Below are 25,811 nucleotides of genomic sequence, written 5' to 3'. Positions count from 1 at the left end.
AGAAAGCCACGAAGGAGAGAGACGGACATGAAACTTTCAGCAGGGCCGGTCATGGCTCCGGGTTTCTGGGTCAGGCTGTTCCGCACGGTCTGGCCGAAGAGCGACAATGAAGTATTCGTGCTGGATGGCAAATGGGTGATCCTGTTTCATGTCGTCATTGTTGCCATCCTTATCGGCGTCCATCTGATTCTGATGAACCTCAAGGATTTCTGACAGGACGCAAGGCTTTCCGGGTCATGACGGTTCCAGCCAGCAGGTAGAGGCCGACACCGCCCAGACTGATCCAGAATGGCAGGGGAATGTCGCTGTACCAGGCGAGGAGCAGCCCGCCCCATGAGAGCAGAAGCGCCCCCAGAACGGAGCAGACCATGCCCCGGAAGGGAGGGAGCTCCAGCTTCAGGGCAGCGGCAGCAGGGCCGACCATCAGGCTGAAACAGAGCAGTGCTCCGGCGATTTCCGCACAGGCCGCCGCAGCGAGGGCGGCAAGCAGGAGGAAGAGCTGGCCCAGCCGGGTTGGCGAGAGGCCCTGTGCCTCTGCCAGGCTGGGGCAAAGGCTGCTGAAAAGCAGGGGGCGCCAGAGGATGGCCACCCCTCCAAGACAGACAGAGACCAGCCCTGCCAGCATACCAAGGGTTGGGCCATCCAGCCCCAGGACATCGCCAAAAAGCAGGGTCGTTGTCTGGGAAGACGCTTCATTCGCTTCATGAAGACACCAGACACCAATCCCCAGGCTGGCGGCCAGAATGAGGCCGGTCATCGTGTCCCGCTGGGTGGGATGCTGTCTGCCCCGCTGTTCCTGCCCCATGAAGAGACCGCCCACCATGCTGGCGGCCATCATGCCTGCCAGTGGGGGGAGATGCAGCCACACGGCCGCTGCTGCCCCACTGAAGCCGATATGCGGCAGGGCATGGGCTGCAAAAGCCTGTCGCCGCAGCAGCATGAGCCAGCCCAGCGTGCCAGCCAGCAGCGAAACTAGAAAACAGCCCAGAAAGGCATGCTGCATGAAGGGGAAAGAAAAGGGATTGGTCTCAGACATGCAGCGCTCCCTTTGACAAAGTGATCTCTCTCATGGGCAGGTCAAGGCCAGTGGTCTGTAGCGGCCCATGAACCGTGATGAACAGACTGACCTTTTTCTGCTGGTGAAGCTGGCTGAAAAGCTGGAGCAGCGCTTCATGGCTGGCACGATCCAGGGCGGCAAAGGGTTCGTCAAGAATGAGCAGCCTCGGGGAGCCGGCAAGGGCCTGTGCAAGGGCAACACGTTGTCTTTCGCCGCCAGAAAGCGCTCCGAGCGGGCGTGAGGCCAGAGGCAGGGCCCCGACTTCAGCCAGAAGGGCCCTGGCTTTCCTGCGGGTTTTGCGAGGGGCAGGAAAGCCCCAGTGCGTGCCATCCAGACAGGCCATGACATGGCTGATGACTGGCAGCATGGGCGCCGTGTCGTCAGCCTTCTGCGGCATGTACCCACAATGGCGACGGGCTCTGGCGGGTGGGTGGCCATTGATGAGAAGCTCTCCCCCCTGTAGGGGAAGCAGCCCCATGAGGGCTCGGAGAAAACAGGTTTTTCCGGCTCCATTCTGTCCACGCAGGATGGTCAGGCCCTCCAGGGGAACATCAAGAGTGGCATGATGCAGGACAGGATGGCCCCCTACCTGGAGGCTGACATCCCGGCAGGTAAGGCGGGCTTCCTTCATGGATGGGGGGGTAGCGGGGTGTTGCGGGGCGCTGTCTGGTACAGGGCCTGTTCGAGCGATGTGAGGATGCCGTTCAGCCAGTCCTGCCAGTGTTGCCCGGTGGGCAGGCTTTCCCCGATGGCAAGGACTGGAATGCCGGACTGACGGGCCATGTCCTCCATTCTGCTCGCCTGTGGGGCGCTGATGGCCGGATTGCTGACCAGAAAGCGGATGGTCTTCTCGTGCAGGGCTGTTTCCAGCATGGCGGTGTCACGGGGAGACAGACCGGATTCGTTCATCAGGGCACGGGCCCAGCTCTGGTCTGTCATGACCAGCCCAGCCGCCAGCAGGAGACGTTCCCCGGCTGGTTCGGTCATGGCGAAGGGGGCGCCATGGTCTCTCTGCTGGATGGCCTGCTGGCGGGTGGCGATCTGGTCGATCTGCTGTTCGAACAGGGCGAGGCGCCTGTCGATGTCCTGCTGGGCCTGGGGGCGAAGCCCGGCAAGCCAGACGGCGATCTGTCGGGCCGTATTCCGGACCGTAGGGAGATCAAAAAAGAGATGCGGGTCTTCTCCGGTCTGCCAGCCCCCCTGACTGGCAGCAAGGAAGAGCTTCACAGAGGCGGGAAGCAGCTTCATGGCCCAGTCATCATAGGTGGCTCCATTGAGCAGCACGGCATCACTGGCTGCCAGCTGGCGGGCCATGAGGGGTGAAGGCTGGAGATGGTGCGGGTCCAGCCCCTCGCTGGTGATGAGCGAGCGTGTCCGTAGCGCTGGGCCACCAATCTGCTGGGCGATATCGCACCAGACGGGTTCCACGCAGCTCAGCAGGGGGGCTGGTCGGTCCGGTCCCGTTTCCGTGCTGGCCCGGGAAGGAAGGGGCAGCAGGCCTGTCAGCAATGTCAGAAAAAGCGGCAGGCAGGGGAGAAAACGCACCGTGAACATGGAAGCCTTTCAGGGCCATCAGCAGACGTGGATGTTATATAATAACATTTCGTTTGTCTGAAAAGGCACGGTCCTCCCCTCCCCTTCTCTCATTTGTGCCCGAACAGATGGCGGAGATCGTCACTGAGATGCTGGAAGGCATCCTCGTTGCTGCGCCGCCGCCTGTTCCCTTTCTCGGAAATGGCTGTAACGGTGACGGTCATGCCGGCAGCGAGGTTGAGGTCCGGCGGGATGGAATCCAGGCTGATGCGGACGGGAATACGCTGGGCCAGCCGCACCCATGTATAAACAGGGTCCACGGTGGGCAGGCCGAGGGCATTGGTCAGGGCGTTCCTGCTCGCAATGCCACGGGTGATGCTGTGGACATGCCCATAAAGCGGGGTGTGATAGCCCATCAGATCCATGCGGACAGGGTCTCCCACGCTGAGGTCATGGACCTTCACTTCCTCGAAATACCCATCCACCCAGAATGAATTCGTGTCGATGACATGAATGTTCACCTGCCCGGCGGAGGCATAGTCCCCCGGCCTCATGGTCAGGTTTGTGATGATGCCGTCTATGGAGCTGCGGACGGTCGTGCGGTCCAGATTGATCTGGGCCTGTCTGCGCTGGGCAAGGGCTGTGCTGTAGATGGCCCGGGCCTGCTGTGCCAGAGCCTCATATTGCGTCTTTTCTTCCTGCGAGACGGCCGCTCCCGGGATGGCATGGCGCCACCGGGCCTGATTCAGGCGGAACTCCAGGTCTGCCTTGGCCTTGTTCACATCGGCATCGGCTTTTTCGAGGGCGACCTGATAGTCGAACGGGTCGATGACATACAGCACGTCTCCAGCATGGACCTGCTGGTTGTCATGGACAGGAACGGTGATGATCTGCCCGGAGACACGGGGAGCAATATTGGCCACCTGTACACGCACCTGCCCGTTACGGGTCCACGGGGCGGCGGTGTAATAGTCCCAGAGGACAACAGCCACGAACCCGGCCACGCAGAGGATGGAAGCTGTGACAGCAAAACGGATGAGGCGGTAGGCACGGGTAAACACTGGCAGCCTTATAGCAGGATGGTGAACAGGCCGAGCAGGCAGATCATGATGGCAAACTGTGCCAGAGGCGGGTTGGCGAAGAAACGCCAGAGCCTCATCCACTGGAGCATGAGGCGGAGCAGGAAGGTCCCCAGCAGGGCCAGGGCCAGGTCGATGATGAAGGAGGACACGAACAGCCCATCCAGATTGATGACAAGGTGGCGTGTTACCATCGCCTGCGCCCTATTCCGTAATGGCGGAGCGCGGATCCGTTCTGCTGGAGGAGGAAGCGGACTTCCTCCAGCCCTGCAGCACATAGAACCGCTGCAACATGGGCAGGCCCGCTGGAGGCTGGCGCCCGGGAGAGCATCTTCTCTGCCATGAGGGGCAGATGGTCTGCCAGTGAAAAGAGCTTCATGCGGGTCAGGCTCATCTGCATGGTGTCCGCCAGTGGTGCCAGTTCCGTGTACCGGCGGGCCGTCTTGAGGTCCAGCTCCAGCCGGGCCAGTGCTGTGGTGAGGTCTGCCAGACTGATGAAACGCTGGCAGACCCTCCAGGCTGCCTTGCCTTTCTTCTCCTGGCTGATGGTCTGGCTCAGCATGTAGAGCTGGTGGAGCCGGTCATATTTGCGGCTCAGCAGGGCTGGTGTGAAGGATGGTGACCGGGCGGCAAACTGGCGTTCCAGCTCCCTGGCGATGGAGAGAGTGATGCGGAAGCGGGTCCGCCGTGGCCGTGGCGGCAGGAACAGGATGAGGAAGAAGGCGGTGATGCCAGCCGCACAGAGATAGAAGGTGTTGCGGTCCACAAAGGCAAGAAGGTTGTAGTCATGGTGATTGTTCAGCCCCAGAAAGACGAAGAAAAAGGCGCCGTAATGTGAGCCTGCGGCCGCCGTTGCGGGATTGATGATGAGCAGGCAGCTGAACATGACCTGGAAGAGCATGACAATGGCCATGCCCATCATGGTGTTGACATGCGGCAGGATGAAGAACGAGGTCAGCCCCGCCGTCAGGATGCCCAGCGGTGTTCCGATCAGGATACCCCGGCCGAAAGCGGCACTGTTGGGCTGGGTGATGCCCAGGCAGAGCAGCATGGCGCATTGAGAGAGTGCCGTGGCAGCATTGGGCAGGCCGCTGCCGATGAAGAGGGCCGCTGCCGCACTGAAACAGAGCAGCACCCTGATGGCATTGACGAGAGCTGCGATCCTGTCCGGGTGGAAGGCGAACCGGCTCATGGTTTTTACCTGGCCCAGTGGGGCTGCCTTCAGCAGCGTGTTGAGACCTTTGCGGCTGATGTGACGGCTGGCAATCAGGCTGGCCGTGCGCTCCAGGCGCCAGGCATCGGCCAGGGTCAGCCGGGGGGCCTCTGGCGGCAGGCGGCCGAGCAGGTCTGCCAGGATGGTTTCTCTGTCCGTGCCAGAAGGGGCGTGTATGTCGAAGCGTGTCAGGGCCAGCACGGCGGGGGCGATGGTGGCCTGGCGCATGAGAGCCAGCAGGCTGCGGCAGCAGGACAGGGCCGTCACCATGCCAATGAGACAGACCTGTGCCCCTTTTGCGCGCAGCCGACCTCGGGTCAGTTCCGTGCGTGTATCATGCACCTGGTGGGTCAGGGCAAAGACCGTGCTGGAAAGCGCTATGGTTTCCAGCGGGGAAAGGGTTGGCACGGTGTCATCAAGGGCGAGACGGGTTTCATGGCGTACTTCGGCTGCCGTTTTCTGCAGACTGCGCACGAGTCTTTGCCAGACATGCGGTGTACCGGAAAGCAGGGCGACCGTGGCAATGGCGGCAACGCCGATCATCACGGTGGAGACACGGGCCACCGTGACATCAAAGGCATTCTGGGGGGCATCAATGTGGGAAATGGCGATCAGGGCCACGACATAGCCTGAAAGGACGGCCCCATAGGCCCGGAATCCTCGGCGCAACGTGCCAGCATAGGCGCATATGGCCATCCAGACAGCACAACCACCCAGCAGAAGCTGGCGTTCCTGCCCGAACATGGAGACAAGGCAGAGGGCCACGACACCACCAACCAGAGTGCCGACCACCCGGTAGAAGGCTTTGCTCAGGGCCTGCCCCCGCAGGGGTTGTGCCAGCAGCATGACGGTCACGGCAGCACTGGCGGGAGAATCAATCTGCGCCCAGAAGGCAACCAGCAGGGCCAGCACGAGCGCTGCCCAGATGCGCAGGGTGAAGCCCCACCAGCCTGGTGGAAAGATGCTGCCTGCGGCCACCCGGAGACGGGACATCATGGCAAGGGGTGCCTGCATCAGGAAAAACGCACGACCGGGCATGAAACAGCAGAGCAGCCAAGGCCGGGACAGGCACTGTCATCAGGCAGGTAAGCTGGCTGATGTTTCACATGGAACAATTTGTAAGAGGATATCTGGTGGAGCCAATCGGGATCGAACCGACGACCTCTTGAATGCCATTCAAGCGCTCTCCCAACTGAGCTATGGCCCCACTTTTGCAGTGTGTCGACGACGCACCGTGTGGGGAGCATATATCCCCACATGGGAGGAAAAGGCAAGGGGGAAGATGCAATTTTTTCCATAAATTATTGCACGGGCTTCCTGCTGCCTGTCAGCCAGGCAGGATACCATGCTGTCGCAGGGCAGCCAGCAGCGGGATGAGCGGCAGCCCGGCAATGGCATCACTGCTCCCGGTTACAGTGTCAAAAAGCTGGATGCCCAGCCCTTCGATCCGGTAGCACCCTACGCAGGAGAGCAGAACGTTCCCTTCCTTCTGGAGATAATCGTCCAGAAACACCTCCGAAAAGGAGCGCATGGTCAGGGTCGGGCTGCTGATGTGGGACCAGAGGGGCTGACCGTCCCTCCAGAGGGTCACGGCGGCATGGAGGGCATGGGTCCGGCCCCGCAGGGCCAGAAGATGGGTGCGGGCCTCGGTCAGGTCAGCCGGTTTGGCGAAGGCCCGGCCTTCCAGTTCCAGAATCTGGTCCGCAGCGATGATGAACCGTCCGGGGTGCTGGCCGGAGGCCGTGTCTGCCTTGGCATGGGCCAGGGCGAGGGCCGTGTCCCGCAGGGAGAGGCCCTCCGTTTCGGCCTTCCGGCGCAGGGCGTTTTCATCCACATCAACCGGGCTGGCCGTGACGGGCACTCCGGCAGCGTGAAGAAGCTGAAGCCGGATGGCAGAACCGCTGGCAAGAACAGGCATGGGGGGAACCTCCGTGCAGATGACCGGACAGCCGCTATCATATCATTCCGTCGCATGACAGTGCCTCATTCCACAGTTGACGCCCGCCGCCCCTGCGGGGCAAGGATAGCCATATATGGATGCCATCATGGATATGGCCGTGGCAGGGGCGTGACTCCCCCTCCCTTTTCCGGAATTTTGAACAGGGCGCAGGCATGACACAGCAGGACAGAGCAGTTCCCCTAGGGATGGACAGACAGGACAAGCCGCTTCTGCGGGCCTTGCGGGGTGAGGCCGTCTGGCCGCCGCCCGTCTGGCTGATGCGGCAGGCGGGGCGTTATCTGCCGGAGTTCCGGGCCATGCGGGAGCAGGCGGACTTCATCACACGCTGCATGACGCCCGACATCGCCGTGGAGCTGACCCTGCAACCTGTCCGCCGCTATGGCATGGACGGGGCGATCCTGTTCTCGGACATCCTCATCCTTCCCTGGGCGATGGGGCAGGACCTGCGCTTTGAGGAAGGGCGTGGCCCGGTGATGACGCCCATCCGCAGCGAGTCTGACCTTGCCCGGCTGGATGAAGGCCGGATGATGGAAGCGGTCGCCCCCGTGCGGGAGGCCCTGCGCCGCCTGCGTGTGGAACTGCCGGAGGAGACGACCCTGCTCGGCTTTGCGGGCAGCCCCTTTACGGTGGCCTGCTACATGGTCGAAGGAGGCAGCTCCCGTGATTTCGCCCATATCCGGGCGATGATGCAGAAGAACCCGGCCCTGTTCGACAGGCTGATGGAGAGTCTGACCCGCAATACGGCAGAGATGCTGTGCGGCCAGATCGAGGCCGGAGCGGAAGCAGTCATGCTGTTCGATTCCTGGGGGGGTATCCTGCCGCCGGAGGCTTTCCGCCGTCATGTGATCGAGCCGACACGGCAGATCGTCGCCCATATCCGTGCCCGCCATCCTGACGTGCCGCTGATCGGCTTCCCTCGTCTGGGCGGTGTCATGGTGGCGGAATATGCCGAGAAGACCGGCATCAATGCCCTGGCCCTCGATACGGTGGCGGACATGGCCAAGGTGGCTGAAATGGTGCCCGAGACAGTGACCCTCCAGGGCAATCTCGACCCGATGATCCTGCTGAATGGTGGCGAGGCCCTGAAGGCAGAAGCCCGCCGCATCCGGGACAGCCTCAGGGGGCGGCCACATGTGTTCAATCTGGGACATGGTGTCATCAAGACCACGCCGCCGGAACATGTGGCCACGCTGGTTGAGACGATCAGGGACATCCAGTCATGAAAAACGCATTACGGCCAGGGCTGAAGCTGGTCATTTTTGATTGTGATGGCGTGCTGATTGACAGTGAAGGGCCATCCTGCCGGGCGACGGCGGGGTTTGCCCGCTCGCTGGGCCTGAACATTTCCGATGAGGAAGGGCTGGCCCGCTTTGCGGGCAAGGCCCTGCCGCAGGTAGTGAAGGAGCTGGAGGCGGAGCTGGGCCATCCCCTGCCCCCGGGCACCCACACGAAAATGCGGGACAATCTTGTCAGGCTCATGAAGGAAGGTACGGAACCCGTAGCTGGGGCCGTTCCCCTGCTGGAGGCTCTGGCGGCACGGCATGTTCCTGTCCGTGTCGGCTCCAACTCATCCATGGCGGAGATGGAGGCAAAATTCGGTTTTACCGGGATGGATCGCCTCCTGCCGGAGGCCCGCATCCATTCGGCTGCCGATATGGGGCATCCCAAACCGGACCCGGCCGTCTATCTGCATGGGGCCGAGGTGGAAGGTGTCCGGCCGGAGGAAACGGTGGTGATCGAGGACAGTGACACGGGGGCGGAAGCAGCCCGCCGGGCCGGCATGTCCTGCATCCTGCTGCGTCCGGCATCCCATCCCCTGCCGGGCTTCTGGCCCGTGGAGGGATTCGTGCGGGTGGAGCATCTCGATGAGGTCATGCCCCTTCTTGAGGGGGCCCTGGCCCGGAAATGACATGACAGCCGGAGAGGCTGTCTGATGTGCGGGAAGACCGCCCCATGATGGAGGCGGGAAGAACGGAAGGTAACGGGATTATGGCACTGTTTCTGCTGAAGCATCTGAACTGGTTTGTCTCACTGCACATCATGGCTTTCGTGTCATGGATGGCAGGACTGTTCTATCTGCCCCGGCTGTTCGTCTATCATACGCAGATAAAAGCAGGCTCTGAGGAAAGTACCCGTTTCAGCCTGATGGAGCGTCGCCTTCAGAAGCAGATCATGGCACCGGCCATGATTGTGACCTTTTTTACCGGTGCTCTGATGGCCTCTCTCCCGGGGGTGGTGAGCTGGTCCTCCGGCTGGTGGTGGGTCAAGGTTTTCTGCCTGTTGGGCATGTTCATGTTCCACGGGGCCTGCTCTGTCTGGCGCCGTGATTTTGCTGCCGGGCGTAACCGGCATGGTGAGCGTTTCTATCGCATTGCCAATGAGATTCCGACCATCCTGATGGTCCTCATCGTCATCATGATCGTGGTGCGCCCATAAAGGGAGGGGGATTCCCCTCCCTCAGGCTTCAGTGGGAATGAGGGCAGAAGCCGTATCTGTTCTCTTCCGGCTGGCTCTTCAGGCAGAAGACAGTGCAAAGCGGCAGGAGACCCACGATGGTCACGGGCAGGAAACGTCTCTTGCCCGATCAGTGCTGATGCGCCCGTTTCTTTCTGGCCTCACGCCGTTTCTCATCGGCAAGGGCTTTCCTGATGAGGGCATGTTCGTGGTGGCGGAGAAAAAGGAACGACCCGCCCAGCACTGCCAGCATGACAACGGCAAGCCCGATGCCGAGAGGCCCCGTAAAGCTGTCGATCTGGCTGCCCAGTTCGTAGGGGACGAGAACATAGCATGTTCCCCAGAGCAGCCCGCCAAGGGCATTGTAAATTGAGAAGGGCAGCCAGGGCATCCGGGAGGCCCCGGCGAGGAGGGCGATGAGAATGCGCAGGAAAGCGATGAAACGGCCCAGCAGCACGCCCGCTCCGCCAAACCGGCGGAAGAGATAGCGGCCAAGGGTGAGGCGGTCCTTGTGCAGGCCGATTTTGCGCCCGTGTTTTTCCAGCAGATGATAACCGAGCTGATGGCCGATGAGGTATCCGACATTGTCCCCGATGATGGCCCCGCTGACAGCGGCGATGATCAGCCCCTCCGGTGTGAAGTGGTGCGTGTGGGAGGCATAGAGGGAGGCGAAGATGAGCAGGCTCTCGGCTGGCAGGGGAATCCCCGTGCTTTCCAGCAGAATGATAAACCCTAGTGTCAGATAGGCATAAAGCGGGGGGAGATGCTCAAGAAAGGCGGAGAGATGCTGTATCAGGGGATGGGCTTCCTCTAGAAAGGGGGCACTGCGCCGCACCAAGTCCAGTCAGAAGAAACCCGGTCCAGCAACGGCCTGCCAGTGCTTTCTCCTGTCAGAATACTGGGGTAGGCAGAAATAAGGCAAGAACGTTTTTTGCAGGAGAGACATCATGACAGCAGCCCCTTCCCTGCCCTGGGTCACGCCGGAGCTGATGACACGCCGGACACGCAGCCTGTCGGAGATCAGGGCCGTGGCGGGATGGGTGCTCTGGCTGGAGCGGCGGCCGGATGAACAGGGCCGCAGTGTCGTGGTCGGGCGTGCGCCGGATGGCACCCTGCACGATCTCACCCCACCAGAGGCCCAGGTGGGTACGGACATGCATGTCTATGGTGGTGGGGCCTGGGCTGCGGAACGTCATGGGTCGGACATGGTCGTGCTGTTCAGCGACAGCAGGCAGGGTGGCCTCTGGCGGAGCCGCAACGGTCAGGCCGCCCAACCGCTCTGCCCGGCTGCCGGTGATGATGGCGTGACATGCCGTTATGCGGACCTGTCCCTTCAGGACGGACGGCTCGTCTGCGTGCGGGAAGTGGAAACGCCCTCCGGGGAGGAAAAGGCCGACCTTGTGGAGGTTGATGCACAGGGGCGGCTCCACTCCCTCCAGAGTGGGGCGGATTTTTACATGTCGCCCCGGTTTTCACCTGATGGGCGGTTTCTGGCCTTCATCGCATGGCAGAATCCGCATATGCCATGGACGGAAACGGGCCTGTATGTGACGGACCTGTCCGGTGCGGGCGGGACGGTCTGCCTGACTGGTGGAACGGGGCAGGACTGTAGCGTCATGGGGCCGTTCTGGGATGGGCGGCGGCTTCATGCGCTGTCCGATGCCGCTCCGGCTGGTGCCTCGCCTGAGTCTGACCGGCACTGGACGCCGGTTGCTTTTGAGCCGGAAGACATCACCGGGGGCGGCACGGCATGGCGGGCCTGTCCCCTGCCCCCGGCTCCGGCCGAGGTGGGGCTGCCTGCCTGGGTGTTCGGGCAGTCCTGCTGTGCGGCCCTGCCGGGGGGACGGCTGCTGGCCCGTGGTGTGCGGCAGGGCGTGCCGGTAACCCTGCTGCATGAACCGGCTTCAGGCTGGCGGGACGTGCTGGCAGGGGCTGTGCCGGATGATGTTCCCGTGCCGCTGGAGGGAGGCTCACGCTTTGCATGGCTGAACAGCCCGCTGGATGGTCCCCCTGCCCTGATGCTCGGCACGCTGGACGGAGCTGCGGAAGACCGGGAGATCATCCGCAGGGCTTGGGAGATGCCGCCTCATGTGGTCGCGGTGGACATCGCCCTGCCGGAGACGCTGTCCTTTCCCGTGGAGAACGGGCCGGGGCCGCTCCATGCCCAGTTCTACCCTCCCGCCCGGGGCCGCACTGTGAAAAGGTGGCGGGAAAGCCCCCTCTTGTGGTGATCGTTCATGGAGGGCCGACCGGGCAGGCCCGGACGGACCTGTCCTTCAAGGTCCAGTGGTGGACATCCCGGGGCTTTGCGGTGCTGGATGTCAATTATCGTGGGTCCACCGGTTTTGGCCGGGCCTATCGGGCGGCACTGGATGGCCAGTGGGGCGTGCTGGACGTGCAGGACTGCTGCCGGGCCGTTCAGGGGGTGATCGAGCAGGGGCTGGTGGACCCGCAACGCTGTGTCATCCGGGGCAGCAGTGCCGGGGGGCTGACGGTCCTTTCCGCTCTGGCCCGGTCCGACCTGTTCGTGGCGGGCACATCGCTCTATGGCGTGACGGACCTTCGGGCACTGGCCGAGGAGACGCACCGTTTCGAGGCCCGGTATCTGGATGGTCTCGTGGCGCCGTGGCCGGAGGAGGAGGCCGTGTATCTGGCCCGGTCTCCCCTGTCATGGCCGGAGAAGATCACGGCTCCCGTCCTGTTCCTTCATGGGGATGCAGACCGTGTCGTGCCGCTGTCTCAGGGGCAGGCTTTGCAGAAGCAGCTTCCGGCCTCGTCGCTGCATGTCTATCCGGGTGAAGGGCACGGCTTCCGGGATGCCGGGGTGATTGCGGATTCCCTTGCCCGGGAGCTGGCTTTCTACCGGGACGTGTTCGCTGGCAGGAGAGGCTAGCGCATTTTCCCCTTCCGCTGGGGCAGCGTCTGGCCGAGGCGGTGGATGACGGTGAGGGCAGCGACAAGGGCCAGTGAGCCGATAAGCGTGACGCCCAGGGCCTGACCGATCATCACCCCTTTGGGCCCGTAATGGATGCCGATGGCTATGAAGGGAATGGTCCCCACTGTGGCCCTGCTCCAGTTGAAAGCTGTGGAGTAGAGGGGGTGCCCCAGATTGTTGAAAGCCGTGTTGGAGACGAAGAGCAGCCCGACAAACATGTAGCTGGCCACGGCCCAGTGGCAGAAGAGCCGTACCAGCTCCACCCCCGTGCCCTGGACATGGAATATCTGGAGGATCAGCGGCTCGCCAAGGGCAAAGACCAGCCAGTCCAGCCCGACACAGAGGGCCGTGAGCTTGAGGGCGCAGAGAAAGGTCTCTTTCACCCGGTCCGGCTGCCGTGCTCCCAGATTCTGGGCCATGATGGGGCCGACGGAGCCTGTCAGGGCAAAGACGAAGGCAAAGGCGACCGGCACCATGCGGTCCACCACGGCCTGCCCGGAGACGGCCTCCAGCCCGAAACGGGACATGGCGTGCGTGACGATGAGGTTTCCGATAGGGGTGGCCATGTTGGTGCCGATGGCGGGCAGGGCAATGGCCCCTATGGCCCGGCTGGCATTGGGGATCGTCCTCAGGCGGGGACGCTCCAGCATGTCATGCCCCCGGAGATTGAGGAACCCGCTGAGAGAGATGACACAGCGGGACAGGACCGTGCTGATGGCCGCCCCTTCCAGCCCCAGATGCAGGCCAAAGATCAGGATGGGGTCCACGATGACCGTGCAGGCGGCCCCTGTCAGGGTGACCCGCATGGCACTTCTGGCATCCCCCACGGCCCGCAGCAGGGAGGAGAGAGCCATGCCGAGGCAGACCAGCGGCAGGGCGGGGGAGGTGATGTAGAGAAAATGCGTGGCGTGTTCCAGCGCTGCACCATGGGCGCCGAGCAGGGCCAGCAGGGGGCGGGCCAGAAAGGCCGTGATCAATCCCAGCGTGCTGGTGACAGCGAGCATGAGCACCAGAAAGGCGGAAGCCTGCCGTCTGGCCCGGAAATGGCGGCAGGCCCCGATAAGCCGGCCGGTGCTGGCTCCCAGCCCGATGGACATGCCCAGAGAGACGGCCACCTGCACGAACCCCAGAGAGGTGGCGAAGGCGATGGCCGCTGTCAGCGTCGGGTCATGCAGGTGTGAGATGTAGAAGAAATTGAGCAGGTCCACGAAAAAGACGGCCATCAGCCCGATGGCGCCTGTCCCGGCCATGGTGACGACATGGCGCATGATGCTGCCATGTACGAATCTGGCCCGTCTGGCTCTCTGCCGGGCGCAGGGGGACTCCTTGCCCCCGGCAGGAGTGACGGGGGAAGAAACCGGGGTGAGGGTAGGATCAGGCTTCGGCTGCATGGCTCTTCATTCTGCCCTGTTTGCCGGGGCAGGGCCAGTGCAGAATGAAAGGAAAGCAGCGTGTCTGCCATGTCTGGGGGAGGAGACTTACTCCATTCCGATGAGTTTCCATTTCACCTGATGGTAATGGGCGCGCGGGTCATACAGGGAGACGTGCAGGTTGAGCTCTTTGGCTGTCAGATGGCCTGTCGCAGCGGCCAGATGGTAGGAATCCTCAATCAGGTTGGCTGCATTCTGGACGAGGGTTTTCTGCTGGTCGAAGAGCAGTTCCTGCTGCTGGAGAACTTCAAAGGTGGTCCGTACGCCCAGCAGTTCCTGCTGCTGGATGGCATGGAGGGCCTCCACACCGGTGGCGACGGCTTTCTGGTTGCGGGCGAGCTGGTCGCTGTCGGCTGTCAGTTTCTGCCAGGCGCTCATGGCATTCTCGCGGGCCTCACGCCGCTGTTCGGCCAGATTGTGGAGAGCTGCATCAACGGCCTGCTTGGCGGCACGGATGCGGGCATATTCCGCACCGCCCTGATAGAGCGGAAGAGAGGCCTGAAGCATCACGGCTGTGGCGTCTTCCGAGAATTTGCCGTTCCCCTGGTTCACCTGCCTCTGGTAGGAGGCCTGGGCGGATATCTGGGGCAGCAGGTCGGCGATGGCCAGCCGGACATCATGTTTTGCTGATTCCAGCTGGTACTGGGCCTGCATGACCTGGGGAAGGTCATTGATGGCCAGCTGGTTTATTTGCGCCTCCGAAACGAAAGGGGACGGAAGCCGCTCCGCTGGAGACAGTTTCTCTGGCGGAATGATACCTATGACACGCTGGAACGTTGCCTCTGCCACGCGGACCTGTCCCTCGGCCTGACGGGTGGAGGCCTGTGCTGCCTCAAACTGTGATTCCGCCTGGAGGGCATCGGTGCGGGTGGCCTGGTTCAGGGCAAGCTGTCGTGTAGTCAGCTGGACCTGCCCTTCCAGCGTGTGTTCATTTTCCCGTGTCAGGGTCAGCAGGGCCCGGGCCTGTGTGACGGCAACATAGGCGGAAACAACATTGACGAAGAGCTGCTGCTCGATGTCCACAAGGTGTGCCCGTTCCCCGAGGATGGAGCTGCGGGCCTTGTGCATGGAAGCCCATGTCTTGCCTCCGCGGAAGATGGGCTCGGTGATGGTCACGCCCGCTGCATAGCCGGGGGCCCTGAATTTCTGATTGTACCGGAAGCTCCCGCCATACGGGAAGGTGACGTAGTTGGACTCGTTGTAGTTGGCGGTCGCACTTCCGCTCACGGTGGGCCGCCATCCGGACAGGGCCTCCGGCATGGATTCATCAGTCTGCCGCAATATGGCCTGCTCACGGAGTATCTGCGGGTTGGAGCGATAGGCAATGGCCATGGCTTCCGGCAGGGAGAGATGCGTGACGGGCGCAGGAGCAGGGTCCGGGTCTGCCGCCATGGCAGGAAGCGGCGAAAAGAGCCCGATGGACGCTATCAGACGAAAGGCGTGTCTTTTCTCTGGCAAGCAAAAGAAAAGATACATAAGTCATTAACCCTAAATTAATAAAGCATTAGCCATTTAACGACTTGCTTGTTTTGTGGACCACTATAGTATTATTCCTGAAAATTATTAATATTTCCTTATCGTTTTGTTTAACTGTACTGTGTGGTGTATGGCGGAAGACTCAGCAAGCCCGCTTTTCAGGGGGGAGGCCCTGAAATGGCGGCAGGAGGCGTGGATCGGCTCCGTCCAGTTGATCGAGCCTCTCTCGGGTAAAATTGCAGCGCTCTGTACGGTGGCGCTCGTTATCTGTGTGGGGATTTACGTTTTTTTCGGGTCTTATACGCGGCGCATCCATGCCAATGGTGTCATGCTGCCACCAGAGGGGCTGGTCGTTGCGGAGGCAGATCAGGGTGGTGTCGTTGCGGCCATCCACATTCATGAGGGCGATCATGTTGCGGCGGGGGAACGGCTCTTCAGCGTGGATGTTTCCAGCTGGTCGGAGGATGGGGCCACCGGGCAGCAGCTTGTCGAAGGGCTGCGCCGACAGAAGGACCTGCTGGAACATCGCCAGAATCTGCTCGCTGCTGATGCGCCCGTGGAGCTCTCCTCCCTGAAGGATGAGCTGGAGTCCCTGCGTCAGCAGTATGGCATGTTGCAGGAGCAGTCAGGACGGGACAAGAAGTCCCTGCCGTTGATCGAGCGGGCCATGAATGAGATGCGGACAGCCATGGACCGCCACCTCGTGACGGAAACGCAGTTTCAGAGTCAGCTGTTCAGCTATGTGCAGTTCATGGACACGCAGTCCCAGACATTGCGGACGCTGGTTGAGATGAGCGGGCATATGGCGGATCTTCAGTACCGGATCAACCGGCACCAGTACAAGGTGGCCGAGGACATGAATGATCTCGCTGTCCGCCTTTCGGACGTGCAGAGGCAGCTCATCCAAGCGCATGGGCAGAGCATGGGGGTTATCAATGCCCGTGTGAGCGGTACGGTTGATGGTATCCGCACGGTTGTAGGCCAGCGTGTCAATCCGGGGCAGTCCCTGCTGAGCATCCTGCCCGACAGGGCGACCCTGCAGGCAGAACTTTACGTGAACAGCCAGGCCATAGGGTTTGTTCGGCCCGGGCAGCATGTTCTGCTGAAATATGCTGCCTATCCGTACCAGCGTTTTGGTCTTTATGAGGGCGAAGTGGTGGAGGTTACCAAGGCGCCTCTGCCGGAGCGGAGCAACTACGCTGCCCGGACAGGGCAGCAGGGTGGCAGTGCTTCTGCGCCCCAGCCGGGGGCGGATGTGTACCGTATCCGTGTCCGTCCGAACCAGGAATTCGTCATTGCTTATGGCAAGCATGAAAAACTGAAGCCCGGCATGGCCGTGGATGCCGAAATCGCCATCGACCAGCGCAAACTCTACCAGTGGCTGCTCGACCCGGTCGTATCCATGGTGGATACGGTCCGCTCCATATCGGGTGGTGGTGCACCGGCACGGTCCCTGGCCGATAGTGCCGCCCAGCCGGATACGCCCTCACCTGCTCCATCCAGACAGAATGACACGAAGGGGACGCCGTGAATCTCCATACTATCCATACTGGTTTCCGGCGTAAGGTTCCCGTCATCCTTCAGACAGAAATTGCAGAGTGCGGACTGGCCTGTCTGGCCATGGTGCTGTGCCATTATGGGCGGCTGGTTGACCTTGTTTCCATCAGGCGGGAGACGTCTGTCTCCGGTACGGGGCTCAACCTGCGGGCCCTGATGACAATTGCCGGACGTTACGGGCTGCACTGCCGGCCTGTCCGGCTGGAGCTGGACGACCTTGGCAAGCTGGCCCGTCCCTGCATTCTGCACTGGGACTTCAATCATTTCGTTGTCATGACGAAGGTGACGGATACCGGTATCGTCATCAATGACCCGGCCCGTGGTGAACGGAAGATATCCCTTGAGGAAGTGTCCCGCCACTTTACGGGTGTGGCGCTGGAGCTGACGCCTGAGACGAAGTTCGAGAAGAAGGATGACCGCCGCCTGTTGAAGGTGGGGGACATGTTCCGCCACATCGTGGGGCTGAAGACGGTCCTCTGGACCCTTGGAGGGCTGTCCCTGGGGCTGGAAGTCCTGGCCCTGATCAACCCCATGCTGGGGCAGGTCGTCATTGATGAAGTGCTGACAACGGGGGACAAGTCCCTTCTCTGGACCATCGCTGCCGGGATGCTCATTCTCGTCATCGTGCAGGGTGTGATCTCTACCTTCCGCACATGGCTGGTGATGATTTTTTCCACCCGCATTTCCCTGCAGTGGAATGTCAGCCTGTTCACCCACCTGCTCAGCCTTCCGCAGGACTTTTTTGCCAAGCGTGGGGCCGGTGACATCATGTCCCGCTTTGGCAGTCTCGGGGCCATCCAGCATACCTTCACGACGGATCTGGTGCAGAGCATTCTGGATGGCATCATGGCTATCGGTATGCTGGTGATGATCATCATGTACGGCAAATGGCTGGCAGCGCTGGTGACCATCACCGTGCTGGTGGATCTGGTCGTGCGGTTCATCCAGTATGGTCCGTACAAGGAAATGACCGAGGAATCGCTGGTTCATTCGGCTGCACAGCAGGGGCATTTCATCGAAACCCTGCGGGGTATCCGCAGCATCAAGCTGATGGGGTTGCAGCGGCGCCGGACGGTTGTCTGGACCAACCGGATGATTGACAACATCAATGCCGGGCTGCGTATCCAGCGGTATGATCTCATTTTTGCCCGTGCACAGGAATTCCTGGTCGCTCTGGACAAGGTGGCAACCCTTGTGCTGGGGGCCAGGATGGTGATGTCCGGTGCCATGTCCATCGGTATGCTCATGGCCTTCATGAGCTATCGTGACCAGTTCTGTGGCCGGGTGGGCAATCTGATCAGCGTCGTGTTCAAGATCAAGAACCTCAAGGTCCAGTGTGACCGTCTGTCCGACATTGCTCTGGCCGAGGCTGAAGGGAACGAAGCAGACAGCCCGCTGGGCGAAACGGCGGGTGTTTCCGATGATGACGGCATGGAGAATCCGGAAATTCCCATGCTGGAATGTCGCAATCTTGGCTACCGGTATGGCAAGGAAGATGCGTGGGTTTTCCGCAACCTGAATCTCAAGGTCCATCCCGGAGAGAGCCTGGCGATCATCGGTCCGTCCGGCTGTGGCAAATCCACCCTTCTGGGGCTGCTGATGGGGCTCATCCAGCCGGAAGAGGGCCAGATATTCTGGAAAGGCATGGAGCTGAAGGCCGCCAACAGGGACGCTTACCGCGCCCGGATTGCCGGTGTTCTTCAGGATGACATTCTTTTCTCTGGCAGCATTGCGGAAAATATTTCCGGCTTTGACGATGAGATGGATATGGAATGGGTGGCCGACTGTGCAAGGAATGCACAGATATATGAGGACATCCAGCGAATGCCGATGACCTTTGAAACCATTGTGGGCGAGATGGGCAGCACGCTTTCTGGTGGGCAGAGGCAGCGCCTGATTCTGGCCCGGGCGCTGTATCAGGCCCCTCGCATCCTTTTCCTTGATGAAGCGACCAGCAACCTTGATCCTGCTTCCGAGCAGGCTGTGGAAGCGGTTCTGAATGAACTGCCCATCACCAGGGTGATCGTGACGCATCGCCCTGGCACGGCAGAGAGGGCGGACAGGATTTTTGCCATGGGGTTGCCGCAGGAGATCGTGGACACTCTGGCGAAAGAAACGTCGGCCATCGTGACCGGTCTGCCAAGCCCCAGCCCGGACTGATGCTGGTTCCGGGGGAAGCAGGAGGGGGGGGATGGATGATTGGACATGATCACATGTCGGCAGGTGCTTTTTATTATTGCGGATAAAGTTATTTGTGTTTTTGGTCTTTGGTGAGGGGAGGTACGATCAATTGCAAAATATGGCCGCATTCTTTTAGGAATCTGCGTCCGGAGTGTCTGCAGATCATCAGAACGATCTAATAAGAACCTTGGATATGGAGAGAGGAGTGTGAGTTACTTTTGCAGACATAATGTGGTGGGCGTCATAAAAAACACCCGCCAAGCCCGGGAGGCTTGACGGGTGTTCCTCAGACTTCAAGGATACATTGATGAAGACTTGGTATCAGATCCGGATTGCTGCTGCATTCGGACCCTGGCCAATTGTACCATTGGCCGTGCCCTGGATAAGCTGGTTGATCCATGTCTGGCCATTGCTGAAGCCATAGATCGCACCAAGGATACCACCGTTGATAGCCCCCATGAGCGTCGGAATGACCAGACCAACAGCCTGACCGATAGATCCAATGCCCAGAACGCCACCGCCGTCACCACCATGGATACCGCCGATGATCATACCGCTGTTTGCGCCAATGGCAGCCCCGGCAATAGCACCGATGATGGAGTCACCGAGACCGGAAGATGTACCGCGACCAGCTGCCTGATTGGCAGCCTGATTGTTGCCAAAACCAAGAAGGTTACCCAGGAAGCCGCCACCGGAAACGGAATCCAGTTCCGCAACGCTCAATTCACGCATTGTGTACCTCAAAAAGAAAGAATGTGGTTCATTATGATATGAACCGGGAGTATTCTTGTACTATTTTTTTGAAAAAAACGTGAACAAAGAAGAAAAATAGTATGAAAAGCGGTAAAATTGTATAAAAAAAAATTATTACAGTGTTAGACCATAATTATAACATAATTTAATTGCTTTTAAGTATCACTCGCATCTGCTGTTGGGTGCGGGTTATTTCGATAAGGTTCTGGATGATGCGTGAACTTTCTTTTAACGAGCTTGGCGCGGTATCTGGTGGTGGTCTTTTCGGCTACCGCGACGGGACGGCTTCTTCAGGAAGCAGCAATAGCAGCACTGGTCTTTTTCCTGTGCGCGCTTCGCTTGGTTTTGCGGACAGCCTCGTTGGCGGCGTCGTGGATGGTATCGTCGGCGCAGCCGTTGGTGGTCTCACGGGTGGTGCCAATGGTGGTGCCAACGGTACGGGCGGTGTCATCGGTGTCGGCGTGATCGCCGAGGCTGTCGGCGTGATCCTGGGACTGACGGTTGGTGGCCTGACGGGCGCAATGCTGGGTCTGTCCGGTGGTTATGTCGGGACGCAGGGCTACCGCGACGGTGCGGTGCAGGCCTTCCTGACAGGCAGCCTGTTGCCCAAGGGCGGCGGACTTTTCTGATCCGCCATGACATGACCGCCTGTCCAGGGCGGTGACATGGATATTGAAGAACCACCGGGGTCCATGGACCCCGGTGGTTTTTTCTTCAGACCGTCCCGAAACCGGCCTTCTGGATGAGGAGTGCACAGTCTTCCCTGGAGAGGGCGGGGCCAGTGAAAATGATGTGTGCCTGTGGCGGGTCGAGCGTGACGGCGGCCGTCTCGATGGCCGGAGAGGCTTCAAGGGCACGGGTCAGAGAGCGGACACAGCCATCACATTTCAGGCCGGTGAGAGGGAGGACGAGGGTTTCGCTCATAAAAAATCCCGTTTCATGATAAGGGATGGCAGGGGACTGTCTTCCCACAGGGGAGGAACCTTCCTGATCTGGTGTCCGTTCCGGAGCGAGAAAAGGCATTTCATGTCTGTTGGGCGGTTTTTTTGCATGATGATGGGAGTGGTGCTGTACCTGATGATGCAGCTGCCGTCTTTTGTCATGCCCATGGCCATGGTGGACGACATGATGATGTCCGCGCCTGCGCATCAGCTTCTGCCTGCCCGTGACATCGCTTCTCCTGATGCCGTGATGGTTCCGCCGGGGGGGGCATGGTGATGGAGGCGGCTGTTTCTTCCCGGCCGGATGCGGAAGAGGATATCGCTCCCTGCTGCCAGAGTCACCATGCTGTCTGTGAAGCCGGCCTGTTGCCGGAGGGGCAGAGGCTGGAACCGGCCGGTCTCTGGCAGAGGGCGGTCCCGTTTCACGATGTCAGGCTGCTGCTGCGTTCTGCTGTCGTGCTTCCCTGGCGCCCTCCAGCAATCCTGCCTGTCTGACCTGTCTCTGTGCTGCCTGTTTCCGGGCGGCATTTCTGTGTCACGTTTTTCAGGTAGTTTGTCATGTCACGTCATGTTTTGCTGCGCCGTCAGTTTCTGGGCGGGCTGGGCGCAGTTGGTCCGCTCATGGCCCTTCCAGGGCTGGGCCGGGCTGCGGCCGCCACGGCCGGGGCAGTGCCCCCGCTGGAGATGGACCTGCACATCACCCGCCGCAATGTCCGTATCGCAGGCCGCACCGGGGTAGGATATTGCGTCAATGGCCAGATGCCCGGCCCGGTTCTGCGTTGGCAGGAAGGGCGGGACGTCCGCATCCACGTTCATAATCACATGGATGAGCCAACATCCCTGCACTGGCATGGTGTCCGCCTGCCAAGTGATCAGGATGGTGTTCCGGGGTTGAGTTTTGCCGGGATTCCGGCAGGCGGACGGTTCACCTATTCCTTTCCGGTCCTTCAGAGTGGGACATACTGGTATCACAGCCATATGGGGCACCAGGAATCGTCCGGTCTCTATGGTGCCCTGATTATCGAGCCAGCTGGTGCTTCGCTGCTGCCGAGGGCGGACAGGGATCATACGGTCCTGCTGTCGGATTGGTCGGATGTGTCTGCCAGCCAGATCATCAACAATCTCAAGATGCAGGATGATTACTACAATTTCCGGCAGCGCAGCCTTGCGTCCCTGCCGGAGGAAAGCCGCCGGGCTGGAGGGCTGATACCCGCTCTGAAGAGTCGCCTGCAATGGTCCCGCATGAGGATGAGTGCAACGGACATCTCGGATGTCAGCGGTGCCATCTATACCTATCTCATGAATGGTGAGGCCCCGGCACAGGGATGGAGCGGCCTGTTCCGGCCGGGAGAGCGGGTCTGCCTGCGGGTCATCAATGCCGCGGCCATGACGCTGTTTGATGTCCGCATCCCGGGGCTGGAGATGCAGGTTGTGGAGGCGGACGGGAATCCTGTCGTGCCCGTGCCGGTGGATGAGTTCCGCATTGCTCCAGGGGAAACATATGTCGTGATGGTGACGCCGTTGCAGGCACAGCCTTACACGATCTTTGCCCAGAGCGAGGACCGCACCGGCCATGCCCGTGGCACGCTGACACCTCGCCCTGGTCTGTTGGGGCCTGTCCCTCCCATGGACCCCCGGCCCGTGCGGGGGATGGTGGACATGGGCATGGCCATGCCCATGATGAAGGGCATGAAGGCGATGGGGGGCATGCCCATGTCCCCTCCCGTGGAGCGGACTCCGGCGGATGAAATTGATGATCCCGGCCCGCCGCCCCTGAATGTGGAAAACCAGAACATCGCCACCCATCCGGTGGAGCGTGTCGGCAGTCCGGGAGATGGGCTGGAGGGAACGGGCCGCCGGGTTCTGGCCTACAGTGATCTGGTGGCGTTGCGTCCGCCGCCAGACCAGCGACCGCCTTCACGAGAAATCATCCTGCACCTCACAGGCAACATGGAACGGTACATATGGGGGTTCAATGGCCGGAAATATTCCGAATCCGGGCCGATCCATCTGGCCCGTGGTGAGCGGGTCCGGTTCACGGTCATCAATGACACGATGATGGAACATCCCCTTCACCTTCATGGCCTGTGGAGTGAGCTGGAAAATGGGGCGGATGACCAGCACCGTCCCCTGAAACATACCGTCATTTCACAGCCGGGGTCCCGCATGAGTGTTCTGGTCACGGCGGATGCGCCGGGTGTGTGGGCTTATCACTGCCATCTCATGTATCACATGCAGACAGGCATGTTCCGGGAGGTGGTCATCTCATGATGGGAAAAGACATGCTGCCCCTGGGGCTTGTCGCCTGCTTTCTGGCCCTGCCAGCCCAGGCCATGGATGATATGGCTGGATCGGCCCGACCGGGCCAGACGATGGCTCATGACATGTCCGGAATGGCCATGGATGATATGGATATGTCGGACATGGCAGACATGGAGATGCCGACCACGGCGCCTCCGGCTGTGCAGAAAGCCCCGCCAGCGCCTTACCAGGTGCGGAAGAAAACACCGCATGTCGTTCACAGGGCTGTTGATGCCCCCGGCCCTGTCGTGGATATTGGCCATCATATGCAGGCCATGGACATGGGCCGCTGGTTCCATGGTGTGCTGGATGAGTTTGAGGGGCGCTACCAGGCGGGTGGCCGGTCTTCACTCCGTTGGGATGGGGAGGCCTGGTATGGTGGCGACTACAACCGCCTCTGGCTGAAGAGTGAAGGCACCATGACGAAAGGCAGGGTCCGTGACGGAGACCAGGAACTGCTCTACAGCCGGGCCATATCCACCTATTTCAACCTTCAGGGGGGCCTCCGGCTGGACCTGGACAGTGGTCCGACCCGTGCCTGGGGAGCGGTTGGTGTGGAGGGACTGGCCCTGTACCAGTTTGAGGTGCAGGCGACCGGTTATTTCAGTGACCGTGGCGTGGCGGGACGGTTTGAAGGGTCTTACGACATCCTGCTGACCAACAGGCTGATTCTCCAGCCACAGGTGGAGCTGAATCTGTATAGCCGGGCCGATCCCCGGCGACAGGTCGGATCAGGCCTGTCGGACATCGATACCGGGTTGCGCCTGCGTTATGAGGTCTGGCGCAAAATGGCCCCCTATGTGGCTGTTACATATGATTCCCCCCTCACCCAGGGACGCCACATGGCCCGGAAGCGAGGCGAGCGGGCAAGTGAGGCCCGTTTCACGTTCGGAATCAGGAGCTGGTTCTGAAATAATGGTAACAGCCTGCCATGCCGACTCTGCTTTGGCTGGTAGGCCGTGTCCTCCCTTTTTTTAAAGAAAAACGGGTTACTGTGACAGATTCTTTCCCAGATTAAGTTCTTTCTGGGGTGTTTCAGGAAAAGGTTGCTGTAAATATTCCGTTAATATGAGAGCGGAAAATGGTTTATTTCAACATTATTTGATCAACAGGAGCTTACCTGTAATCTTTTTTTAACTCCTGTTGCCTTAAGGCGGCCCTGTCATCGAACATGATGAAGGTCAGGTTATCTTATGGCAACGGCGTTGGTCAGGGTGTCAGCCGGAACGGCTACCGTTTACAGCAGCGGGTCTCTTTCCAGCCTGGTGGGCTTGGGGGCCATTTCTTCCATTGTCGTAACCCGAACAGATCAGACACCGCCCAATGATCCGGTGAAGGTGGATCTGTCGTCGATCCTGGGTCAGTTGCGGGGAGACTGTACCATTACCGTCCAGGGCGGGGCCACGGCCTATGTCGGGGGTGGCCTGGTCAATGTCGGGGTGGTGAACGGGCTGACCCTGAATGGGGGGCGGCTGGTTATCCAGTCCACCCTGCTCAGTGCTTCGCTGGGCTCGACCATCACGGTAGGCCCCAATGCTGGCGAGCTGCGGATAGAGTCACAGGGCTTTGGCGTGAGTGTCGATTTCCCCGTGAAATTCGTGGATGCGCAAGGCAATCCCACAACCAGAATTCCGCCCAATTTTGTCATGGATTTCCCCAACACCCAGTCGGTGGGAGCTGTCTATAAGCTTTCGACGAACCAGACCGTGATTGGTGATGGCGTGAGCGCACTGGGCCTCATCAACGTCGGACGGACGACCACGCTGGAAGGGGACCCGTTCAATCTGAGGGTCAATGGCAAACCGCAGACGGATTTTTTGGGTGGGCTCACGGGGTATGGCTATACGTTCAGCCGCAACAACGGTCATGATGATGGCAGGAATGGTGTCATCACCTGCTATCTGGCTGGCAGCCTGATCCGGACCGAGACGGGTGACGTGCCCGTGGAGGTGCTGACGGTGGGGGATGCCGTGGCCGTTTTTGCACCGGATGGCCAGCCGCAGGGCTTCAGGCGGGTAAAGTGGGTAGGCCAGGGCCGTGTGACTGTTCAGCCAGCTCTGCCAGATGATGAAGCTGGCTGGCCAGTGCGCATCCGTCGTGGCGCCCTGGGGGCCAATATCCCCCACAAGGACATGCTGGTGACGTCGGAGCACTGCCTCCTGCTGGAAGGGCACTTCGTGCCGGTCCGCATGTTGGTCAACGGCAGTTCCATTGTCTATGACCGGAGCCTTGAGGAGTACGAGTACTGGCATTTCGCCGTAGAGCCGCACGCCATTGTCGAGGCGGATGGAGCCCTGACAGAAAGTTACCTGGATACGGGCAACCGGCAGGGATTTGTCTCCCAGGCGGGGCAGTGGGCGGAAGGGGCCCGGGGCTGTTGGGAGACGGATGCCGCCGCTCCGCTGGGGGTCAGCCGGACATTTGTGGAGCCCCTGCATGAGGCGATCCGGCGGAGGTCTGGAGGCCGGATGGAGAAGCCGGGCGAGCTGGTGGATGAGCCGGATCTGATCGCCCTGACTCCTTCCGGTCAGACCCTGCCGCTGGTGCGGCAGGCGGGGCAGCGTTACCTGTTCCGCCTTTCCGAAGGATGCAACGAGATATTGCTTGTCTCCCGTGTCAGTCGCCCCTGTGATGTCATCGGTCCGTTTGTGGATGACAGACGCTGGCTCGGGGTGCTTGTCAGCCAGATACAGCTCTTCTGGGAGGATGGAGAACGGAAAAATGTGACGGAATTCCTCTCTGCACCCCGGCAGGATGGCTGGGATGTACAGGAGGCTGCCCCCTGCCGCTGGACAAACGGGGCGGCCCGTCTTGTGCTGCCGGTGCATCCGGGCAGGAAACAGCCGCTGTTCGTGTCGGTCGAGGTCCTGGCAGGAGGGCCGTATCTTGCCAAAGCCCGTCCGACCGAAGGAATCCGTCTGGGGGGAGGGATGTTCTGACA

Annotated in this window: 26 protein-coding genes and 1 tRNA gene; 14 read left to right on the top strand and 13 right to left on the bottom strand. The window is 60.8% G+C overall.

The window, feature by feature from the left end:
* The first annotated feature begins 27 nt into the window (after nt 1-27).
* The gene (locus DTQ13_RS04215) at nt 28-213 is read left to right on the top strand and encodes a hypothetical protein (RefSeq protein WP_043559129.1); all 186 of its coding nucleotides are present in this window, start codon (nt 28-30) and stop codon (nt 211-213) included.
* Here DTQ13_RS04215 and DTQ13_RS04210 read toward each other — a convergent pair.
* The 8 genes from DTQ13_RS04210 to DTQ13_RS04175 all read right to left on the bottom strand — a co-directional run bounded on the left by DTQ13_RS04210 (nt 200) and on the right by DTQ13_RS04175 (nt 6,800).
* Entirely contained in the window at nt 200-1,036 is an 837-nt protein-coding gene (locus DTQ13_RS04210) for a metal ABC transporter permease (protein ID WP_043559127.1), read from the bottom strand. The genes DTQ13_RS04215 and DTQ13_RS04210 overlap by 14 nt on opposite strands.
* Nucleotides 1,029-1,688: a metal ABC transporter ATP-binding protein gene (locus DTQ13_RS04205; protein ID WP_086431606.1), complete on the bottom strand. Its 660-nt coding sequence runs from the start codon at nt 1,686-1,688 to the stop codon at nt 1,029-1,031. The genes DTQ13_RS04210 and DTQ13_RS04205 overlap by 8 nt, the downstream gene beginning before the upstream one ends.
* Nucleotides 1,685-2,611, bottom strand: coding sequence for a metal ABC transporter solute-binding protein, Zn/Mn family (locus tag DTQ13_RS04200; protein WP_052348978.1), 927 nt, complete (start codon nt 2,609-2,611; stop codon nt 1,685-1,687). The genes DTQ13_RS04205 and DTQ13_RS04200 overlap by 4 nt, the downstream gene beginning before the upstream one ends.
* 89 nt (nt 2,612-2,700) lie before the next feature.
* Nucleotides 2,701-3,651, bottom strand: coding sequence for an HlyD family secretion protein (locus tag DTQ13_RS04195; protein WP_043559122.1), 951 nt, complete (start codon nt 3,649-3,651; stop codon nt 2,701-2,703).
* Between the two features lie 8 nt (nt 3,652-3,659).
* Nucleotides 3,660-3,863 carry a DUF1656 domain-containing protein gene (locus tag DTQ13_RS04190; RefSeq protein WP_043559119.1) on the bottom strand — a complete coding sequence of 68 codons (204 nt, stop codon included), beginning with the start codon at nt 3,861-3,863 and terminating at the stop codon, nt 3,660-3,662.
* A complete protein-coding gene (locus tag DTQ13_RS04185) occupies nt 3,857-5,878 on the bottom strand; it encodes an FUSC family protein (RefSeq protein ID WP_248461179.1) in 2,022 nt (673 codons plus the stop codon). The genes DTQ13_RS04190 and DTQ13_RS04185 overlap by 7 nt, the downstream gene beginning before the upstream one ends.
* A 135-nt stretch (nt 5,879-6,013) precedes the next feature.
* Nucleotides 6,014-6,089: transfer RNA gene (locus tag DTQ13_RS04180), tRNA-Ala, on the bottom strand.
* Between the two features lie 120 nt (nt 6,090-6,209).
* A complete protein-coding gene (locus tag DTQ13_RS04175) occupies nt 6,210-6,800 on the bottom strand; it encodes a nucleoside triphosphate pyrophosphatase (RefSeq protein WP_248461178.1) in 591 nt (196 codons plus the stop codon).
* 227 nt (nt 6,801-7,027) lie between these two features.
* On the opposite strand from DTQ13_RS04175, the gene hemE reads away from it, so the two are divergent.
* From hemE to hemJ, 3 genes are all read left to right on the top strand, one after another.
* Complete coding sequence (gene hemE, locus DTQ13_RS04170) at nt 7,028-8,065, top strand: uroporphyrinogen decarboxylase (protein WP_248461224.1); 1,038 nt, start codon at nt 7,028-7,030, stop codon at nt 8,063-8,065.
* Nucleotides 8,062-8,751, top strand: a complete 690-nt coding sequence (locus tag DTQ13_RS04165; protein WP_086441861.1) for an HAD family phosphatase — start codon at nt 8,062-8,064, stop codon at nt 8,749-8,751. Before hemE ends, DTQ13_RS04165 begins: the two co-directional genes overlap by 4 nt.
* Before the next feature lie 80 nt (nt 8,752-8,831).
* A complete protein-coding gene (gene hemJ / locus DTQ13_RS04160; protein ID WP_043559109.1) occupies nt 8,832-9,278 on the top strand; it encodes a protoporphyrinogen oxidase HemJ in 447 nt (148 codons plus the stop codon).
* Nucleotides 9,279-9,426: 148 nt separating this feature from the next.
* Here hemJ and DTQ13_RS04155 read toward each other — a convergent pair whose 3' ends face one another.
* Nucleotides 9,427-10,131, bottom strand: a complete 705-nt coding sequence (locus DTQ13_RS04155; RefSeq protein WP_227449746.1) for a DedA family protein — start codon at nt 10,129-10,131, stop codon at nt 9,427-9,429.
* A gap of 112 nt (nt 10,132-10,243) precedes the next feature.
* Between DTQ13_RS04155 and DTQ13_RS04150 the strand changes: the two genes are divergently transcribed.
* Both DTQ13_RS04150 and DTQ13_RS04145 read left to right on the top strand, forming a co-directional pair.
* Nucleotides 10,244-11,527, top strand: coding sequence for a hypothetical protein (locus DTQ13_RS04150; protein WP_248461177.1), 1,284 nt, complete (start codon nt 10,244-10,246; stop codon nt 11,525-11,527).
* Nucleotides 11,521-12,189, top strand: a complete 669-nt coding sequence (locus DTQ13_RS04145) for a S9 family peptidase (protein WP_248461176.1) — start codon at nt 11,521-11,523, stop codon at nt 12,187-12,189. Before DTQ13_RS04150 ends, DTQ13_RS04145 begins: the two co-directional genes overlap by 7 nt.
* On the opposite strand, the gene DTQ13_RS04140 is transcribed toward DTQ13_RS04145, so the two are convergent.
* Complete coding sequence (locus tag DTQ13_RS04140) at nt 12,186-13,622, bottom strand: MATE family efflux transporter (protein ID WP_081847677.1); 1,437 nt, start codon at nt 13,620-13,622, stop codon at nt 12,186-12,188. The genes DTQ13_RS04145 and DTQ13_RS04140 overlap by 4 nt on opposite strands.
* A gap of 87 nt (nt 13,623-13,709) precedes the next feature.
* Nucleotides 13,710-15,053: a TolC family outer membrane protein gene (locus tag DTQ13_RS04135; protein WP_043559475.1), complete on the bottom strand. Its 1,344-nt coding sequence runs from the start codon at nt 15,051-15,053 to the stop codon at nt 13,710-13,712.
* Between the two features lie 214 nt (nt 15,054-15,267).
* Between DTQ13_RS04135 and DTQ13_RS04130 the strand changes: the two genes are divergently transcribed.
* Both DTQ13_RS04130 and DTQ13_RS04125 read left to right on the top strand, forming a co-directional pair.
* Entirely contained in the window at nt 15,268-16,668 is a 1,401-nt protein-coding gene (locus DTQ13_RS04130; RefSeq protein ID WP_086441863.1) for an HlyD family efflux transporter periplasmic adaptor subunit, read from the top strand.
* On the top strand, nt 16,665-18,854 hold the full coding sequence (locus DTQ13_RS04125; protein WP_081562428.1) for a peptidase domain-containing ABC transporter: 2,190 nt from the start codon (nt 16,665-16,667) through the stop codon (nt 18,852-18,854). The genes DTQ13_RS04130 and DTQ13_RS04125 overlap by 4 nt, the downstream gene beginning before the upstream one ends.
* A gap of 342 nt (nt 18,855-19,196) precedes the next feature.
* Here DTQ13_RS04125 and DTQ13_RS04120 read toward each other — a convergent pair whose 3' ends face one another.
* The gene (locus DTQ13_RS04120; RefSeq protein WP_192848680.1) at nt 19,197-19,607 is read right to left on the bottom strand and encodes a colicin V synthesis protein; all 411 of its coding nucleotides are present in this window, start codon (nt 19,605-19,607) and stop codon (nt 19,197-19,199) included.
* Between the two features lie 347 nt (nt 19,608-19,954).
* Between DTQ13_RS04120 and DTQ13_RS04115 the strand changes: the two genes are divergently transcribed.
* The gene (locus DTQ13_RS04115; protein WP_152332652.1) at nt 19,955-20,257 is read left to right on the top strand and encodes a hypothetical protein; all 303 of its coding nucleotides are present in this window, start codon (nt 19,955-19,957) and stop codon (nt 20,255-20,257) included.
* A gap of 85 nt (nt 20,258-20,342) precedes the next feature.
* On the opposite strand, the gene DTQ13_RS04110 is transcribed toward DTQ13_RS04115, so the two are convergent.
* Nucleotides 20,343-20,552, bottom strand: a complete 210-nt coding sequence (locus DTQ13_RS04110) for a heavy-metal-associated domain-containing protein (RefSeq protein WP_248461175.1) — start codon at nt 20,550-20,552, stop codon at nt 20,343-20,345.
* Between the two features lie 126 nt (nt 20,553-20,678).
* On the opposite strand from DTQ13_RS04110, the gene DTQ13_RS04105 reads away from it, so the two are divergent.
* From DTQ13_RS04105 to DTQ13_RS04085, 5 genes are all read left to right on the top strand, one after another.
* Nucleotides 20,679-20,846, top strand: a complete 168-nt coding sequence (locus DTQ13_RS04105; RefSeq protein ID WP_248461174.1) for a hypothetical protein — start codon at nt 20,679-20,681, stop codon at nt 20,844-20,846.
* Nucleotides 20,840-21,064: a hypothetical protein gene (locus DTQ13_RS04100; RefSeq protein WP_248461173.1), complete on the top strand. Its 225-nt coding sequence runs from the start codon at nt 20,840-20,842 to the stop codon at nt 21,062-21,064. The genes DTQ13_RS04105 and DTQ13_RS04100 overlap by 7 nt, the downstream gene beginning before the upstream one ends.
* Before the next feature lie 63 nt (nt 21,065-21,127).
* A complete protein-coding gene (locus DTQ13_RS04095; RefSeq protein ID WP_248461172.1) occupies nt 21,128-22,840 on the top strand; it encodes a copper resistance system multicopper oxidase in 1,713 nt (570 codons plus the stop codon).
* 161 nt (nt 22,841-23,001) lie between these two features.
* Nucleotides 23,002-23,781, top strand: a complete 780-nt coding sequence (locus DTQ13_RS04090) for a copper resistance protein B (protein WP_408610234.1) — start codon at nt 23,002-23,004, stop codon at nt 23,779-23,781.
* A 282-nt stretch (nt 23,782-24,063) separates the two neighbouring features.
* On the top strand, nt 24,064-25,809 hold the full coding sequence (locus tag DTQ13_RS04085) for a Hint domain-containing protein (protein ID WP_248461171.1): 1,746 nt from the start codon (nt 24,064-24,066) through the stop codon (nt 25,807-25,809).
* The last annotated feature ends 2 nt before the right edge of the window (nt 25,810-25,811 follow it).

This window comes from Parasaccharibacter sp. TMW 2.1888 (genome assembly GCF_023167265.1).
Taxonomy (GTDB): Bacteria; Pseudomonadota; Alphaproteobacteria; order Acetobacterales; family Acetobacteraceae; genus Bombella; species Bombella apis.
Note: the sequence above shows the minus strand (reverse complement) of the source record. Positions and strands in the feature narration are given on the sequence as shown.